The organism is Saccharothrix syringae (genome assembly GCF_009498035.1).
Taxonomy (GTDB): Bacteria; Actinomycetota; Actinomycetes; order Mycobacteriales; family Pseudonocardiaceae; genus Actinosynnema; species Actinosynnema syringae.
In genome coordinates, this window is sequence record NZ_CP034550.1 from 7303840 (window position 1) to 7319740 (window position 15901).

Consider the following 15901-nt stretch of genomic DNA (forward strand, 5'->3'; position numbering starts at 1 on the left):
GCCAACGCCATCCAACCACCGGCGGTGCCAATAAGGTGTCGCCGCATGGGGTTCGACATCATCGCGGCGGTGCGGCGGGCATCGGTGGACCGGGACGGCGCCTGGCGGTTCGTGCGGGAGTACGCCGAGCACTTCGTGACGCCGCTCGGCGAGGGCGACGGGTGCGCGGTCGACGAGGCCGAGGAACGGCTGGGCCTGCGGCTGCCCGCGGCGGTGCGGGAGGCGTACGCGCTGTTCGGGCGGCGGGCCGATTTGACCAGCATCCAGGACGAGCTGCTGGCGCCCGAACAGTTGCGGGTGTGGGACGACGTGCTCGTGCACCGGGTGGAGAACCAGGGGTGCGCGCATTGGGGCGTGGCGCTGTCGGGCGACGACCCGCCGGTGTTCCTGCGGCCCGACCTGGCCGACAAGCGGGTGGAGCGGTGGGAGCCGTTCCTCGACCGGTTCTCGCTCGCGTGCGTGGAGATGGTGCTGGCCGAGTCGCTCATGCTGGAGGACGGGCTGACCGACTGCCGCGAGCTGGGGGACGACGAGGTCGAGCGGGTCGGGCGCGCGTTCACGCCGCTGGTCGTGCCCGATGTGGGTGGCTCGCGCTGGTACGCGGGCGACGACGCGGTGGTCCGCCTCGTCGAGGGCGGGTTCCTCATGGTGCGCGGCCGGACGCCGGCGGCGCTGGGGGCGGTGGTGGAGGCGTTCCCCGGCGAGTGGCAGTGGTCAGAGGACGTCGAGGGGTAGGCCCTGCCCCAGTCCCCACGCCTCCGCGAAGCGGCCGTCCTCGACCCGGAAGATCTCGATCAGCACCGGCCGCACGCCGCGGTCCGGGACACCCTCGACGGACGAGCGGACGGCGACCCGGTCGCGGTCGACCAGGACGTCCTCGACGACGATGCGGTAGTCGGGGAAGTGGGCGACCAGGGTGCGCCAGGCCCGCTTGCCCGCCTCGAACCCGGTGGTGCCCAGCGGGTGGCTGAAGAAGTCGGGGGCGAACAACGCGTCGGCCTCGTCGAACCGGCGGGTGTTGAAGCACTCCACCATCCGTCGCACCAGGTCACCGGGTTCGCGCGTGGTCATCGGCGCGCCCTCCTCGTCTCGGGGCCAACCGGGGTGGCACCCCGGTTACCCGACCGACTGTACGGGGTGGCCCTCCGTTTGCCTCGGGCCGGTCAGGACGCACCCGGAGGCGTCCACGGCCGGCGCGACGGCGGTGTTGGTGGCGGTGTTGGTGGCGAACACGGACTGGGCGCGCAGCTGGCGCGGGTTGCGGAGAAGCGCGTCCTCGACACCGCCGTCACCGTCATCGCGACCCCGGTGGCGGTGAGGGCGGTGGCGGCGAGGGCGGTGGCGGCGAGGGCGGTGGCACCCACCGCCCGCATCAACTGCTCGACCAGGCGGTCCGGGTCGGGTTCCCGACCGGGCGCCTCCCCCGGCTCTGGCGTTGCACGACCACCCCGGCGACCGCCCCGTCCGGGGCAGCCCCCGGGCCGCCGAACCCCTCAGCCCGCCACCGCGACGGCCCGCCGGAACGCCGACGGCGGCCGGTCCAGGTCGATGCCGAACGTGCCGCGGTAGACGTCGACCACCTCGTCGTCGTCCAGCAGCCGCTCGCTCGTCGTGCCGGCCTCGGTGGTGATCAGCCTGTTCCCGTGCAGCGTCACCCGACCCGCGGGGGTCTTCAGCGAGCACAGGTCCATCGTGTTCCAGAACGACTCCGGCGACGCGTGGTGCCAGTCCCACGACGGCTGGAAGTCGCACCACCGCCTCGGGTGCGCCTCCACCCGGTACTTCGGCGCCCCGTCGAACAGCACGTCGACGTCGCCGTGGTCGGCGGGCACCACCCGGAACTCCCCCGCCGGGTCGTGCTGCGGCTCGTCGGTGTCCATGGCCAGCGGGAACACGTAGCCCTGGCCGAAACCCACGTCGAGCATCCAGGGGCGGTCGAGGTCGACCCGGAGCACGAGGTGGTCCAGGGCGAACATCGGCTCGCCGTCCGGCTTGAACGGCGCGGCCGCCAGCAGCGTCACCCGGTAGCCCAACGCGCGCAGCAGGGCGGCGAAGGCGCCGTTCAGCTCGTAGCAGCCACCGCCGCGGCGCAGCCGGACGACCTTGTCGACGAACACGTCCTCGTCCAGCCCGACCGGCGTGCCCATGCGGGTGTAGATGTTCTCGAACGGCACCGTCAGCAGGTGCCTCTCGTGCAGTGCGCGCAGGGCTCCGAGGTCGGCCGCGCGCGGCATCGGCGCACCGATGCGCTCCAGGTAGTCCCGCACCATCCGCTGGTCCATGACACCCGATGGTGCCAATCCGCGGCCCCGCGCCCGCGCCGTCGAGACCGGCTCAAGTGCACCTTGAGAGGGCCCCGATACAGTCCGCCGCATGACTCAACCGTTGGCAGGCAAGGTCGCCCTGGTGGCAGGCGGCACGCGCGGCGCCGGGCGCGGCATCGCGGTCCAGCTGGGCGCGGCCGGCGCCACCGTGTACGTCACCGGCCGCTCGACCCGGTCGCAGAAGTCGGAGATGAACCGGCCCGAGACCATCGAGGAGACCGCCGAGCAGGTCACCGCCGCGGGCGGGCGGGGCATCGCGGTCCAGGTCGACCACCTCGTGCCCGAGCAGGTGCGCGACCTGGTGGAGCGCGTCGACGAGGAGCAGGGCGCGCTGCACGTCCTGGTCAACGACATCTGGGGCACCACCGCGGTCGAGTGGCAGAAGCCGGTGTGGGAGTCGGACCTGGACAAGGGCCTGCACACGCTGCGGCTGGCCGTCGACACGCACGTCATCACCAGCCACTTCGCCCTCCCGCTGCTGCTGCGCTCCCCCGGCGGCCTGGTCGTCGAGGTCACCGACGGCACCAACGAGTACAACGCGGTCAACTACCGGAACTCCTTCTTCTACGACCTGGCCAAGGGCGCGGTCAGCCGCATCGCGTTCGCGCTGGCCCACGAGGTGGAGCCGCACGGCGCCACGGCCGTCCTGCTCACCCCGGGTTGGCTGCGCTCGGAGTTCATGCTGGGCGAGTTCGGCGTGACCGAGGAGAACTGGCGCGACGCGACGAAGTTCCAGCCGCACTTCGCGATCTCGGAGAGCCCGGCCTACGTGGGCCGCGCGGTGGCGGCGCTGGCCGCCGACCCGGACGTGTCCCGGTGGCACGGCCAGTCGCTGTCCAGCGGGCAGTTGGCGCAGGTCTACGGCTTCACCGACCTCGACGGCAGCCGGCCCGACGCGTGGCGGTACATGGTCGAGGTCCAGGACCCCGGCAAGCCCGCCGACACCACCGGCTACCGCTGACCGGGAGCCGGACCGCCCGCGCCTCGTCCGCGCCCGCACCCGACCGCGCCGCACCCGACCGGCACCGCACCGGCAGCCACGCCGGCACCACACCCGCGCCGGCACCGCAGCCACGCCGGCACCACACCCGCGCCGGCACCGCAGCCACGCCGGCACCACACCCGCGCCGGCACCGCAGCCACGCCAGCGCCACACCCACGCCGGCACCGGCGCCAGCGCCACACCGCGCCCGCACCACACCGGCCGCCCCCTCACCGGCCCCCAACCCCCTGTCGGCAAGACCGGCCTGAGAGCCACCGGCGCTACTTTCGGCTGGTGAGGAGCCTAAGAGAGAGCATCGCGGCCCACCACTTCGTGGGCCCGGACCGGGTCGTCGCGGCCGGCGGGACCGACGAGCTCGTCCTCCGGCTGGCCGCGCACGGCGGTCCGGTCGTGGTCGACCGCCACACCTCGCACGCGCGCCGCCTGCGCGCGGCCGGCATCGCCGTCGACGAGCTGCCCCTCCTCGACGACTACCGGGTCGCCGTGGCCGAGCTGTGCCTGCGCTTCGAGCGCGGCGCCCGCACCGCCTTCGTCGGCAACCCCCACGAGACCACCGGCAGCGTGCTCAGCGCGGAGTCCGTGCCCAGGCTGTGCGCGTCGGCCCGCCGCCACGGCGCGCTGGTCGTGTTCGACGAGACCAGCGCCGAGTACGCGCTGGGCCCCGGCTTCACCTCCGCCCGCTGGTGGGCCGCGCACGGCCGCAACGTCTGCGTGCTGCGCTCCTTCCCCGGCGTCGAGGTCGGCTACCTCGTCGGCGACCCGGCGGCGGTGGCGCGCGTCGACGCCGGCCCCGTGGCCCCGGAGGCCGAGGCCGCGGCGCGCCACGCGCTGGCCCACCCCGAGGTGCTGGACCGGGCCAGGGCGGACAACCGCGCCGCCCGCGCCCTGCTGTGCCGCGGCCTGACCGAGCTGGGCGTGCCGTTCCAGCCGTCCGCCGCCGACTTCGTGCTGGCCCGGCTGCCCGCCGGCGTACCCGGTCCCCGCCGGGCGCACGACCTGGAGGACGTGGGCCTGGCCGGTCACGTGCGCATCCCGGTCGGCCGCCCGGACGAGGTGGCCGAGGTGCTGGACGAGCTGCGCCGGCTCACGGGGGTGCCGGCGTGAACCGGGAGACGACCAGCGCCAGCGGCGTCCCGCTGCCCGTTTGCGCGGGCCCCGAGCTGGTGGCGCCCGGCCTCGACGAGCGGGTCGGCCGGCCCGGCGAGTTCCCGTTCACCAGGGGCGTGCGCGCCGGCATGTACCGCGAGCGCCCGTGGACCATCCGGCAGCTCGCCGGGTTCGGCACGGCGCAGGACACCAACGCCCGCTACCGGATGCTGCTCGACGGCGGCTCCACCGGCATCAACGGCGTGTTCGACTACCCCAGCCTGCGGGCGTTCGACTCCGACGAGCCGCGGGCGCGGGCCGACGTGGGCCGCGGCGGGGTGGCGGTGGACGTGCGCGACGACTTCGACGTGCTGTTCAAGGCCATCCCGCTGGACCGGGTCAGCGTGTCGCTGGTGTCGTCGCAGCCGATCGGCGCGGTGGCGCACCTGGCCATGTTCGTGCGGTCGGCCGAGCAGCAGGGCTTCGACCGGCGCTCGCTGTCGGGCACCAGCCAGAACGACTTCCTGATGGAGACGGCCATCACCATCGCGCCCGAGGCGCTGCCGCCGGCGGGTTCCTTCCGGCTGGCGTGCGACCTGGCGGACTTCGCGCTGCGCGAGCTGCCGCGGTGGAACCCGGTCAGCGTCAGCGGCTACAACTACCGCGAGGCGGGCGCCGACGCGGTGCTGGAGATGGCGCTGTGCCTGGCCCACGGCCGGGCCGTGGCGCGCGAGCTGGTGCGCCGCGGCCACCGCCCCGAGGCCGTGCTGGCCCGGGTCTCGTTCTTCCTCAGCGCGCACAACGACTTCTTCGAGGAGGTCGCGAAGTACCGGGCGCTGCGGCGGATGTGGGCGCGCTGGGTGCGCGACGAGTTCGGCGTCACCGACCCGCGCGCCCAGCTGTTCCGCTACCACGTGCAGACCTCGGGCGTGACCAACTCCGCCCGGCACGCGCACGTCAACATCGCCCGCAGCGCCCTCCAGGGCCTGGCCGCGGTGTGCGGCGGCACGCAGTCGCTGCACCTCAACGGCTACGACGAGGCGGTCTGCATCCCCAGCGAGCACGCCGCCATGACCGCGCTGCGCACGCAGTACGTGCTGCTGCACGAGACCGGGGTGGCCAAGGTCGCCGACCCGCTGGGCGGCAGCCACCTCGTCGAGTACCTGACCGACGAGCTGGAGGAGCGCGCGGCCCGCGTGGTGCGGAAGATCGACGACCTGGGCGGCGTGGTGGCCGCCACGGAGAGCGGCTGGGTGCACTCCGAGCTGGCCGGCACCGCCTACGCCGACCAGTTGGCGATCGAGACCGGCGAGGCGCTGGTGGTCGGCGTCAACACGCACCTCGACGGCGACGACGAGCAGCCCGCGCTGTTCGAGCTGCCCGACGGCAGCCTGGAGCGGCAGACCGCGCGGCTGGCCGCGGTGCGCGCCCGGCGGGACCGCGCCGCCGCGGCCGCCGCCCTGGACGCGGTCGCGCGGGCCTGCCGCGACGGGTCGAACACGATGCCCGCGGTGCTCGCCGCGGTCGACGCCGACGTCACCCTGGGCGAGCTGGGCCGGGTGTTCCGCGACGAGCTGGGACGATGGGAGTTTCCGCTGTGGTAGCCGCGCTGCGCGGTCGCAAGGCGATCGTGACCAAGCTGGGGATGGACGCGCACTGGCGCGGTGCCATCGTGGTGGCCAACGCGCTGCGCGACGCCGGGATGGACGTGGTCTACCTCGGCCACACCGTCGCCGCCGAGCTGGCCGCGGTCGCCGTGCAGGAGGACCCGGTGCTGGTGGGCCTGTCCACCCTGTCCGGCAACCACCTCACCGAGTGCGCCTCGGTGATGGCGGCGTTCCGCGAGGCCGGGCTGGACGACGTGGTGGTCGTCGCGGGCGGCACGATCCCGCCCGCGGACCGGGCGAAGCTGCTGGCGCTGGGCGTGGACCAGGTGTTCGGCGTCGGCAGCCCGCTGACCTCGATCGTCGACGAGGTCGCCGCGCTGGTCACGTCGCGGACAGGTACTCCCTGAAGTGCACGGCGGTGGTCGTGTCGGCGGCGGCCAGCTCGGCGGGCGTGCCGGTGAACACGACCCGGCCACCGTCGTGGCCCGCGCCCGGACCGACGTCGACCACCCAGTCGGCGTGCGCCAGCACGGCCTGGTGGTGCTCGACCACGACCACGGTGCTGCCCGCGTCCACCAGGCGGTCCAGCAGCCCCAGCAGGTGCTCGACGTCGGCCGGGTGCAGGCCCGCCGTGGGCTCGTCCAGCACGTAGGTCCGCTGCTCCTCGGCCAGGTGGACGGCCAGCTTGAGCCGCTGCCGCTCGCCGCCGGACAGGGTGGTCAGCGGCTGGCCCAGGCGCAGGTAGCCCAGGCCCGCGTCGGCGAGCCGGTCGAGCACCGGGCGGACCCCGCCGGTCGGGAAGAACTCGCGCGCCTGCGCGACGGGCATGTCCAGGACCTCGCTGATGTCCTTGCCGCGCAGCTTGTAGGTCAGCACCTCGGGCGTGTACCGCCTGCCCTCGCACGCCTCGCACTCCAGCGACACGCCCGCCATCACGGCCAGGTCGGTGTAGACCACGCCGAGGCCCTTGCAGGTCGGGCAGGCGCCCTCGGAGTTCGCGCTGAACAGGGCCGCCTTGACCTTGTTGGCCCGGGCGAACGCGGCCCTGACGTGGTCCAGCGCCCCGGTGTAGGTGGCCGGGTTGCCGCGCCGGGAGCCGCGGATCGGGGCCTGGTCGACGAGCACCACGCCGTCGCGGCCGACCAGCGAGCCGTGCACCAGCGACGACTTGCCCGCGCCCGACACGCCGGTGACGACGGTCAGCACGCCCACGGGGATGTCGACGGACACGTCGCGCAGGTTGTGCAGCGAGGCGCCGGTGATCTCCAGCTTCCCGCGCGGTGCGCGCGGTCGGTCGCGCAGCGGCACCCGGTGGTCCAGGTAGCGCCCGGTGGCCGTGCCGGAGGCGCGCAGGCCGGCCACGTCGCCGGTGTAGCAGACGTGCCCGCCCGCCGCGCCCGCGCCGGGGCCCAGGTCCACCACGTGGTCGGCGATGGCGATGGTGCCGGGGTCGTGCTCGACGACCAGGACCGTGTTGCCCCGGTCGCGCACGCCCAGCAGCAGCCCGTTGACCCGCCGCACGTCGTGCGGGTGCAGGCCCGCGGTCGGCTCGTCGAACACGTAGGTGATGTCGCTGAGCGCGGAGCCCAGGTACCGCACCAGCTTGACCCGCTGCGCCTCGCCGCCGGACAGCGAGGCGGCGTCGCGGTCCAGGCTGAGGTAGCCCAGCCCGACGTGCGCCAGCGACGCCAGCGCGCCCGACAGCGCGGCGGCGGCCGGGCCGACCGACGAGGTGTCCAGGTCGCGCACGAACGCGGCCAGGTCGTCCACCTGCATGGCCGAGCACTCGACGATGGTGCGGCCGGCGACCTTCGACGCCAGGGCCGCCGGGTTGAGCCGGGTGCCGCCGCAGGTGCGGCAGGGCGCGGTGGTGGAGATCGAGTCCGCGTAGGCGGCCAGGTCCGGGCGCATGGCCGCCCGGTCGCGGCTGAAGAAGATGCGGCGCAGCTTCACCAGCAGGCCCTCGTAGGTGAAGGTGCTGGCGCCCTTCTTGAACTTCGTGGCCGGCCGCTCCAGCAGGTCGTGCCACTGCTCGGGCGTGAAGTCCCGCAGCTTGACGTCGGGGTCGAAGTAGCCCGAGGCGACGGTGACCTGCCAGTAGTGCGAGCCGACGTCGCTGTGCGGGGCGTTGATCGCGCCCTCGTTGAGCGACCGGTCCCGGTCCAGCACCCGGTCCAGGTCGATGTCGGAGACCTGGCCGTGCCCGTCGCACGCCGGGCAGGCGCCCTCGGCGGTGTTCGGGCTGAACGCGCCCGGCGGGCCGGCGTGCGGGGTGCCCAGCCTGCTGAACAGCACCCGCAGCGCCGGCTGCGCGTCGGTGACGGTGCCGACCGTGGACCGGGCGTTGGCGCCGATCCGCTCCTGGTCGACCACCACGGCCACGCTGAGGTTGCGCAGCGCGTCGACCTCGGGCCGGCTCATCCTGGGCAGCCTGCCCTGGACGTAGGCGGTGTAGGTCTCGTTGAGCAGCCGGCGCGACTCGGCCGCGATCGTGCCGAACACCAGCGAGGACTTCCCCGAGCCGGACACGCCGGTGAACACGGTCAGCCTGCGCTTGGGGATGTCCAGGGAGACGTCGCGCAGGTTGTTGTGCCGGGCGCCGCGCACCTCGATCGCGCCGTGGGCGTCGGGATGATCCATGCCGGACATCATGGCCGTCGGTCGACCAGCGCCAGGACCCGGGTCGGGCTGCCGGAACCGCGCACGATCGGCAGCGGGGAGGCCACCAGCACGGCGCCGGTGGTCGGCAGCCGGGCGAGGTTGCGCAGCTGGGTGAGGCCGTACTTGCCCGCGCCGTGGAAGAACCAGTGGCACGGGTACGGGCGCTCGAACCCGCCCGCCAGCCCGGCGTCGGTGCCGACGGTCTCCACCCCGATGCCGATCACCGGCGTGCGCTCGGCGAGCCAGCGGGCGCAGTCGGGGTCGACGCCCGGGGTGTGGCCGTCGTTGAGGAACCGGGCCGGGTCGTTGCCCCGGGCGTCCCAGCCGGTGCGGTAGAGCAGCCACCCGCGGTCGGGCAGCGGGCCGTGCTCGTCCTGCCACCGCTCCACGTGCTCGCGGCGCAGCAGGAAGTCCGGGTCCGCGGCGGCCTCGGCGGAGAAGTCGAGCACGACCGCGGGGCCGACCAGGTCGGCGGGCGGCACCTCGGACACGTCGGGGCCGCCCTTGCCCGACAGCCAGTGCGCCGGGGCGTCGAAGTGGGTGCCGGTGTGCTCGGACAGCCTGATGTTGTTCCAGTAGACGGTGGGTCCGGCCACGTCGAAGTCGCTGATCACCTCGCGGGAGAACGGCCACGGCTGGCCGCGCTCGGGCGGCAGCGCGATGATCGGCGTCTGCTCGGACAGCGGGGCCGTGAGGTCGACGACCTCGACGGCCCCGGTGCGCAGTGCGGCCATCAGGCCCGTGAGCGCGCTCACGGCTACACCGCCCGGATGTCGTCGCCGTCGAGTTCCAGCTTGAACTCGGGCAGCGGCTGCTCGGCCGGTCCGTCGGTGACCGACCCGTCGGTCATCGAGAAAACGCTGTGGTGGCAGTCGCAGACGATCTGCCCGCTCCCGACGCTGGTCACCGCGCAGCCGCGGTGCGTGCAGATCGAGGAGAACGCCTTGAACACGCCCTCCTGCGGCTGGCAGACGACCACCCCGGCCTCGGCCAGGATCTGCCCGCCGCCGACCGGGATGCTCGACGCGGTGCCCAGCGCGGTGCCCGGCGGCGGTGGTTCCGCGGTGCGGACGACCTCGCCGCACCCGGCGACCAGCGCGCCACCGCCCACGACCGCGGCGCCGGTCCCGATGATCAGGGTGCGCCTGCTGCACGTGCTGCCCATGTGTGCCTCCCCATCCGTTCGTCCGCGGTCATGACCGCTCGGCCGTCCTGTCCACCAGCCCGGCACCGACGATGCCGGCGGCCGCCTGGAGCCCACTCGCGAACCGTTCGCCGCGCTCGTCGCGCGCGGCCAGGTGCCCGTCGGGGCGGACCAGCCACCACCCGGTGCCGTAGGTCCGCGCGAGCGCGTCGTCCACCGCGACGGCCGCGGTGACCTCCGCGGGCAGCCCGTCCGTCGCGGCACCCGGCGGCAGGACCGCCACCAGCCGGGCCGGTACGTCCCACTGCCGGGTCCACGCGGCCTCGGCCAGCCCGGCCGCCTCCCGCGCGTCGCGGGCGACCAGCAGGCCGACGAAGCCGGCGCCGAGCAGCCTGCGCAGCCGGGTGCGGGCGCCGTCGACCAGCACCTCCCCGTCGGGCGCGAACGCGCCCAGCAGCGGGTGGCCGGTGCGCACCAGCGGCGAGTCGGTGTAGTGGTGGGGCTCGGCCATCCGGCCGCTGTTGACGTGCTTGCGCGCCAGGCCCAGCGACCGGGACAGCCGCAGCAGCACCGCCCTGGTCCAGCGGCGCAGCCGGGTCGGCGGCACCATGAACCGGATCGTCGCCTCGGTGACCCGCAGGTTCTCCAGCGCCGCCGCGTACCGCTCGGTGTGGTAGGTCTCCAGCAGCTCCTGGCCGGCCCGGCCCGAGCGCACCAGCGCGATCTTCCACGCCAGGTTGTCGGCGTCCTGGATGCCGCTGTTCATGCCCCGCGAGCCGTACGGCGGCAGGGCGTGCGCGGCGTCGCCCGCGAACAGCACCCGGCCCACCCGCAGCCGGTCGACGACCCGCTGGTGGAACCGGTAGGTGCTGACCCAGTCGACCTCGTAGGGGATCTCGCCGATGACCGCGCGGACCCGCCGGTCGAACCGGCCGTCGGCGCGCTCGGCCTCGATGTCCGCGTCCGGCGGCAGCTGCCAGTCGATGCGCCAGATGTCGTCGGGCTGCGGGTGCATCACCAGCTGCCGGCCCGGGTTGAACACCGGGTCGTAGTGGAAGTGCCGCTCCTTGGCCAGCGGCAGGCGGGCGCGGATGTCGGTGATGAGGAACCGGTCCTTGTGGGTGTAGCCGGTCCACTCGACGCCGATCATCTCGCGCAGCGCGCTGCGCACCCCGTCGCAGGCGACCAGGTGGGAGAAGGTCATCTCCCGCTCGCCGTCGGCGGTGAGCACGCGCGCGGTGACCGAGGCGGAGTCCTGCCAGACACCGGTCACCCTGTGGCCCCACCGCACGTCGCACAGCGGTTCCGCCTCGGCCGCCGCGGCCAGCACCTGCTCGATGCGGTACTGGGAGATGTTGACGAACGGGCCGAAGCCCGCGCCGCGCGGGTACTCGGCCGCCCGGATCTCCTGGTTGCGCACGTAGGTCCGGGCGACGGTCCAGGTCACGCCCTCGTCGGCGATGGGCTGGGCGCAGCCGAACTTGTCCAGCACCTCCAGCACGTCGCCCTGGATGAGGCACGCCTTGGAGCCCTGCTTGATCAACTCGGGGTCGGCCTCCAGCACCACGGTCGGCACGCCCAGGCCGGCCAGCCGCAGCGCGGCGACCAGGCCGACCGGGCCCGCCCCGACGATCCCGACGGGTGCTTCGCTGCTGGTGGTCACGGTGCCCCCGTCGTCTCGTGGTCGTCCGCCGTCTCGTGGTCCGCTCCGTCCTCCACCCGCACCGAGTGGAAGACCGGGATGTCGCGCACGGCGCGCAGGTAGGGCGTGCCCTCGGTGTAGCCGGTGCCGGGCACCTCGCCGAGCATCCGGACCGCGAGCCGGTAGTGCGTGCGGCGCCAGCGCAGCAGGGTGCGCGCGAACGAGTCCATGGCGTCGGCCAGGGGCTTGCGCGCGTCCTCGGCGACCACGTCGGACTCGCACATCGCCCGGTACGCCTCGTCGAGCGTGGGCTGGTCGCCCAGCACCCGCTCCCGCACGTCGGGCACCGACCGGTAGGCCGCCGACTCGACCCGGTCGGGGTCGGGCCGCCGGCACAGCGATTCGAGGAGCTTGTAGTTGCGGGACTGGATGGCGCTGGCGCCCTCGGTGAAGTCGCGGAACGTGCGGAACGACTCGACCTGCATGGTGGCCAGCATCGAGAACAGCGGTGACGACTCGCGCAGCGCGGTCTCCGAGCTGCCCATGAAGTGCACCGCCCGCTCGACCTCGCCCTCGCCCAGCGCCGCGATGGCGCCGCGGAGGTGGGTGGCGATCAGGGCGAAGGTGGTCTCGAACCCCTGGAGCACCCGCAGGAACAGGTACTCGTCGTGCATGGTGTAGACCGGCAGGATGCTCAGCCCCACGGCGCGCCGCTCGGCGTAGGACATGTCGCCGCGCACCGCGGCGCACGCCTGCCGGGCGAGGTCGACGGGCTCGGTGGCGGTGAGCCCGGCGTCCAGCGACATCCGCGCCAGCGCGGGCAGCAGCACCCGCAGCCCGTGCCGGAACCGCTTGCGCACCACCACGGCGTCGGGCCGGGCCTGCGGCAGCAGGGTGGTCCGGCCGTCCAGCGCGGCCAGCTCGAACGCCAGGGCGTCGGAGACGAGCTGGGCGGTCAGCCGGTCGCACCGGGTGCGCGCGAACGGCGCCTGCTCGACCGGGTCGTCCGGCGCGGGGAGCTGGAGCAGCGGCAGCGCCAGGTAGGTCGGGTAGTCGTAGCGCTTGTCCGGCTTGTCCAGCGCGGTGGTCAGGAAGGCCGCGAGCGCCTGCACGTGGGGCCAGGGCCCGCGCAGCCCCGGCAGCAGCTCGCGCACGGTGGCCAGCAACTCCAGCAGCTCGGGGGCCACGAAGTGCTTGCCGGCGCTGTGGTACTCGCGCACCACCGCGCCGTAGGGGAACCTCTTCACGTCCGGCGAACGCAGCCAGGACCTCAGCTCGGCGGTGGACACGGCTACCGCCCTCTTCCGGCGGCCGGGCTCTCGACGGCAAGGCTCCCGGCGGCCGAGCGGACGTCCGCGACGGCTTCGCACAGCGCCACCACGTCGTCGAGGTTGTTGTAGTAGTGGAAGGACAGCCGCACGACGTCGCCGCGCGGGCTGACCGACACGTCGCGCTCCGCGAGCGCGCGCGCCAGGGCGCCGGGGTCCCGGTCGACCAGGCCGATGTGCGCGCCGCGCCGGGCCGCCGGCAGCGCGCGCACCTGTTCCCCCCTGCCGGTCAGCAGGTCCGCGGCCAGTTCAGTCAGTTGCCGCACGTGCATACGCACCTCCGCGAGGTCGAGGGCTCCGATCAGACCTAGGGCGGCGTTCGCCGCGTAGCACGCGGGGATCGCCGGGGTGCCGGTCTCGAACCTGGTCGCCGCCCCGGGGAAGTCCAGGGCGGTCGGGTCGAACGCGAACGGGTCGACCCGGCCGAACCAGCCCGTCAGCCTGGGGAGGCGGTCGGTGAGCTCCGGCGACCGCACGTAGAGGAAGGCCAACCCGGGCAGGCCGGGCAGGTACTTCATGGCGCCGGCGACGAGGAAGTCGCAGTCCAGGTCGGACACCTCCACCGGGTGCACGCCGACCGCCTGGTAGGCGTCGACGAACACCGCGGCACCCGCCTCGCGCGCGAGCCGCGCGACGTCCTCGACCGGCATCCGCCGGCCGTGCTGGTAGGTCACCAGCGGCACCGAGACCAGGCGGGTGCGCCGGTCGACCAGGCGCTCGTAGTCCTCGGCGGTGGCGGCGTGCACGACCTCGGCGCCGCGGGGCCGTTGTGCCAGCCACACGTGCGAGACGGACGGGAACTCGTCGAAGGTGCTGACGACCTTCGGTCTCCTGGTGAAGTCCACAGTGGATACGATTTGGTAAGCGCCGGTGGAGGCGTTGGGCACGAGGGCGACCTGGTCGACCTCGGCGCCGATCAGCGCGGCGAAACCCGCGCGGGCGCGGTGGACCTCGTGCTCGAACGCCTCCCACGCGCCACCGCCCGCGGTCATGTCCTCGACCATGCGGTGCAGGGCGTCGTCCAGGTCCAGCGAGCGCGCGCCGAGGCTGCAACTGGACAGGTGCGTCTTGCGCCGCAGCACGGGGAACCGCTCGCGGAAGACGGTGGACGTGAGGGTCGTGGTGACGGTCATGTCCGCCCCGTGGGCTGTTCGGCCATCGGGCCGGTGAGGGTCAGCTCGGTGCGGACCTGCCACAGCTCGGGGAAGAACTTGTGCGAGATCAGCTTCGCCAGCACGTCCACCGGCGTGCCCTGGGTGCCCACGACCTGGTGGCCGATGACCCGGGTCGCCATCTTGTAGTGCCGCACCCGCCACAGCGAGATCCGCTCGTCCCACTCGATCATCGCCTCGGCCAGGCGCTGCTCCGCGCTGTCCACCTTGCTGCGGTACAGCTCCGCGAGGTCGATGCCGCGGCGGCGCACCAGCTCGTCGAAGACCCGGCCCAGGTGGCGGCTGTGCCGCTGCACCGAGCGCCATCCCGGCGAGTCGGCGCCGGAACCGTGGCCCAGCACGGTCCGGATGGTCTGGAAGTCCCACGGGGACAGGTGGCCCATCATCTCCAGCTGGTTCGTCACCAGGTCGATGCCGAGCGCGGCCCGGCCCAGCAGCCGGATCGCGGTGTCCAGGTCGTCGGTGGTGATGCGGTCCGCCGCCTCGGCCACCTCGGCGCAGGCGAGCTTCAGCCACAGTTCGGTGGACTGGTGCACCACCTGGAACAGCAGCTCGTCGCGGTGCACCACCTCCTCCGGACGCCGTTGCAGGGACAGCAACGCGTCGGTGCGCATGTACCTGGCGTAGTCGTCCCTGCCCTCGCCTGCCAACACCTGTCGGGAGTAGTCCTTCATGCAGCGACCCCCACTGTCGCGTCGCCGGGTTGGCGATCACCACGGCGACGCTACGGAGCGCGCCTATCAGAAGGGTCTTCACCCGGCTCTCATCCGATTGCCCCGTCGCGGTGCGCGACTTGAGGATTGCCGCGACCGCACGTGTACCGCCGCCTCCTGGAGGAGAGCCCCATGACGAGGATCGCAACACCGGCCCGGCTCGCTGCGGCGGCCGTGCTGCTGCTCCAGCTCGGCGCGGTGCCGCCGGCTGCCGCTCATCCGGGTCCGGAAGTCGCCGCCGGGCACGGCAGGCCGCTCGTCATCGGGCACCGCGGCGCGTCCGGTTACCGGCCCGAGCACACCGCGGGCGCCTACGAGCTGGCCGCCCGGATGGGTGCGGACTACCTGGAGCCCGACCTGGTGTCCACGAAGGACGGGGTGCTGGTCGCGCGGCACGAGAACGAGATCGGTGGTAGTACGGACGTGGCCGCGCACCCGGAGTTCGCTTCCCGTCGGACTACCAAGGTGGTTGACGGTTGGGAGATGACGGGGTGGTTCACCGAGGACTTCACGCTGGCCGAGCTGAAGACCCTGCGGGCGCGCGAGCCGCGGCCCTCGTTGCGGCCCGGGAGCGCGGCGTACGACGGTCGGTACAGCGTGTTGACCTTTCAGGAGGTCATTGCGCTGGCTCGGCGGTTGTCTCGGGAGCTGGGTCGTCCCATCGGGCTGTACCCGGAGACCAAGCACCCGTCGTACTTCGCCGGCCTGGGGCTGCCGCTCGAACCGGCGCTCGTGCGCACGTTGAACGCGAACGGGCTGAACCACCGGGGGGCGCGGGTGTTCGTGCAGTCGTTCGAGTCGGACAACCTGCGGTGGTTGGACGGTCGGCTGCGCGTGCCGCTGGTGCAACTGGTGTGGGCGCCGGAGCAGGTGACGGTTGAGGCGCTGGCTGCGATGGCTGGTTACGCCGATGTCGTGGGGGTTGACCAGACCATGGTGATCCCTTGGGAGGAGGACGGCACTCTTGGGAAGCCGACGGGGTTGGTGCGGCAGGCGCATCGGGTGGGGTTGGCCGTGCACGCCTACACGTTCTCCGCGGAGAACGAGCTGCTGCCCGGGGCTTACCGGTCTTCGGCGGATGGTGCTGGGCGCGGGCGGATGGCTGATCTGTTGGAGGAGTACTTCGAGGTGGGGTTGGACGGGGCGTTCACCGATCACGTTGATTTGGGGGTGACGGCTCGGCGGCAGGCTCGGCGGTGAGGTCAGCTGCACGCTCAGCCG

Annotated in this window: 15 protein-coding genes; 6 read left to right on the plus strand and 9 right to left on the minus strand. The window is 73.6% G+C overall.

Going from position 1 to position 15901, the window contains the following annotated elements:
- The first annotated feature begins 45 nt into the window (after positions 1–45).
- Positions 46–735: a hypothetical protein gene (locus EKG83_RS30865; protein ID WP_033432041.1), complete on the plus strand. Its 690-nt coding sequence runs from the start codon at positions 46–48 to the stop codon at positions 733–735.
- Here EKG83_RS30865 and EKG83_RS30870 read toward each other — a convergent pair.
- Both EKG83_RS30870 and EKG83_RS30875 read right to left on the minus strand, forming a co-directional pair.
- Positions 715–1071: an ester cyclase gene (locus tag EKG83_RS30870; protein ID WP_033432042.1), complete on the minus strand. Its 357-nt coding sequence runs from the start codon at positions 1069–1071 to the stop codon at positions 715–717. The two genes, EKG83_RS30865 and EKG83_RS30870, sit on opposite strands and share 21 nt — an antisense overlap.
- Positions 1072–1493: 422 nt before the next feature.
- Positions 1494–2282, minus strand: a complete 789-nt coding sequence (locus EKG83_RS30875; protein WP_033432043.1) for an arylamine N-acetyltransferase family protein — start codon at positions 2280–2282, stop codon at positions 1494–1496.
- Positions 2283–2373: 91 nt separating this feature from the next.
- Between EKG83_RS30875 and EKG83_RS30880 the strand changes: the two genes are divergently transcribed.
- The 4 genes from EKG83_RS30880 to EKG83_RS30895 all read left to right on the plus strand — a co-directional run bounded on the left by EKG83_RS30880 (position 2374) and on the right by EKG83_RS30895 (position 6427).
- On the plus strand, positions 2374–3285 hold the full coding sequence (locus EKG83_RS30880; RefSeq protein ID WP_033432044.1) for an SDR family oxidoreductase: 912 nt from the start codon (positions 2374–2376) through the stop codon (positions 3283–3285).
- Positions 3286–3600: 315 nt separating this feature from the next.
- Positions 3601–4431 carry an aminotransferase class I/II-fold pyridoxal phosphate-dependent enzyme gene (locus EKG83_RS30885; protein WP_170191868.1) on the plus strand — a complete coding sequence of 277 codons (831 nt, stop codon included), beginning with the start codon at positions 3601–3603 and terminating at the stop codon, positions 4429–4431.
- Positions 4428–6017 carry a methylmalonyl-CoA mutase family protein gene (locus EKG83_RS30890; RefSeq protein ID WP_051766185.1) on the plus strand — a complete coding sequence of 530 codons (1590 nt, stop codon included), beginning with the start codon at positions 4428–4430 and terminating at the stop codon, positions 6015–6017. The genes EKG83_RS30885 and EKG83_RS30890 overlap by 4 nt, the downstream gene beginning before the upstream one ends.
- The gene (locus EKG83_RS30895) at positions 5996–6427 is read left to right on the plus strand and encodes a cobalamin B12-binding domain-containing protein (protein ID WP_051766186.1); all 432 of its coding nucleotides are present in this window, start codon (positions 5996–5998) and stop codon (positions 6425–6427) included. The genes EKG83_RS30890 and EKG83_RS30895 overlap by 22 nt, the downstream gene beginning before the upstream one ends.
- Here EKG83_RS30895 and EKG83_RS30900 read toward each other — a convergent pair.
- The 7 genes from EKG83_RS30900 to EKG83_RS30930 are packed head-to-tail and all read right to left on the minus strand — an operon-like array spanning position 6402 to position 14641.
- On the minus strand, positions 6402–8669 hold the full coding sequence (locus tag EKG83_RS30900) for an ATP-binding cassette domain-containing protein (protein WP_407690795.1): 2268 nt from the start codon (positions 8667–8669) through the stop codon (positions 6402–6404). The two genes, EKG83_RS30895 and EKG83_RS30900, sit on opposite strands and share 26 nt — an antisense overlap.
- Positions 8669–9436 carry a cyclase family protein gene (locus EKG83_RS30905; protein ID WP_033432047.1) on the minus strand — a complete coding sequence of 256 codons (768 nt, stop codon included), beginning with the start codon at positions 9434–9436 and terminating at the stop codon, positions 8669–8671. The genes EKG83_RS30900 and EKG83_RS30905 overlap by 1 nt, the downstream gene beginning before the upstream one ends.
- Positions 9437–9438: 2 nt before the next feature.
- Positions 9439–9846, minus strand: coding sequence for a Rieske (2Fe-2S) protein (locus tag EKG83_RS30910; protein ID WP_033432048.1), 408 nt, complete (start codon positions 9844–9846; stop codon positions 9439–9441).
- 28 nt (positions 9847–9874) lie between these two features.
- Positions 9875–11488 (minus strand): FAD-dependent monooxygenase, encoded by a 1614-nt coding sequence (locus EKG83_RS30915; RefSeq protein WP_051766187.1) that lies wholly within the window; start codon positions 11486–11488, stop codon positions 9875–9877.
- Complete coding sequence (locus EKG83_RS30920) at positions 11485–12756, minus strand: tryptophan 2,3-dioxygenase (RefSeq protein WP_063741361.1); 1272 nt, start codon at positions 12754–12756, stop codon at positions 11485–11487. Before EKG83_RS30920 ends, EKG83_RS30915 begins: the two co-directional genes overlap by 4 nt.
- Before the next feature lie 2 nt (positions 12757–12758).
- Positions 12759–13928 (minus strand): aminotransferase class V-fold PLP-dependent enzyme, encoded by a 1170-nt coding sequence (locus tag EKG83_RS30925; RefSeq protein ID WP_051766188.1) that lies wholly within the window; start codon positions 13926–13928, stop codon positions 12759–12761.
- A complete protein-coding gene (locus EKG83_RS30930; RefSeq protein WP_033432049.1) occupies positions 13925–14641 on the minus strand; it encodes a tryptophan 2,3-dioxygenase family protein in 717 nt (238 codons plus the stop codon). The genes EKG83_RS30925 and EKG83_RS30930 overlap by 4 nt, the downstream gene beginning before the upstream one ends.
- A 171-nt stretch (positions 14642–14812) precedes the next feature.
- On the opposite strand from EKG83_RS30930, the gene EKG83_RS30935 reads away from it, so the two are divergent.
- Positions 14813–15880 (plus strand): glycerophosphodiester phosphodiesterase family protein, encoded by a 1068-nt coding sequence (locus EKG83_RS30935; protein ID WP_051766207.1) that lies wholly within the window; start codon positions 14813–14815, stop codon positions 15878–15880.
- Positions 15881–15901 lie beyond the last annotated feature (21 nt).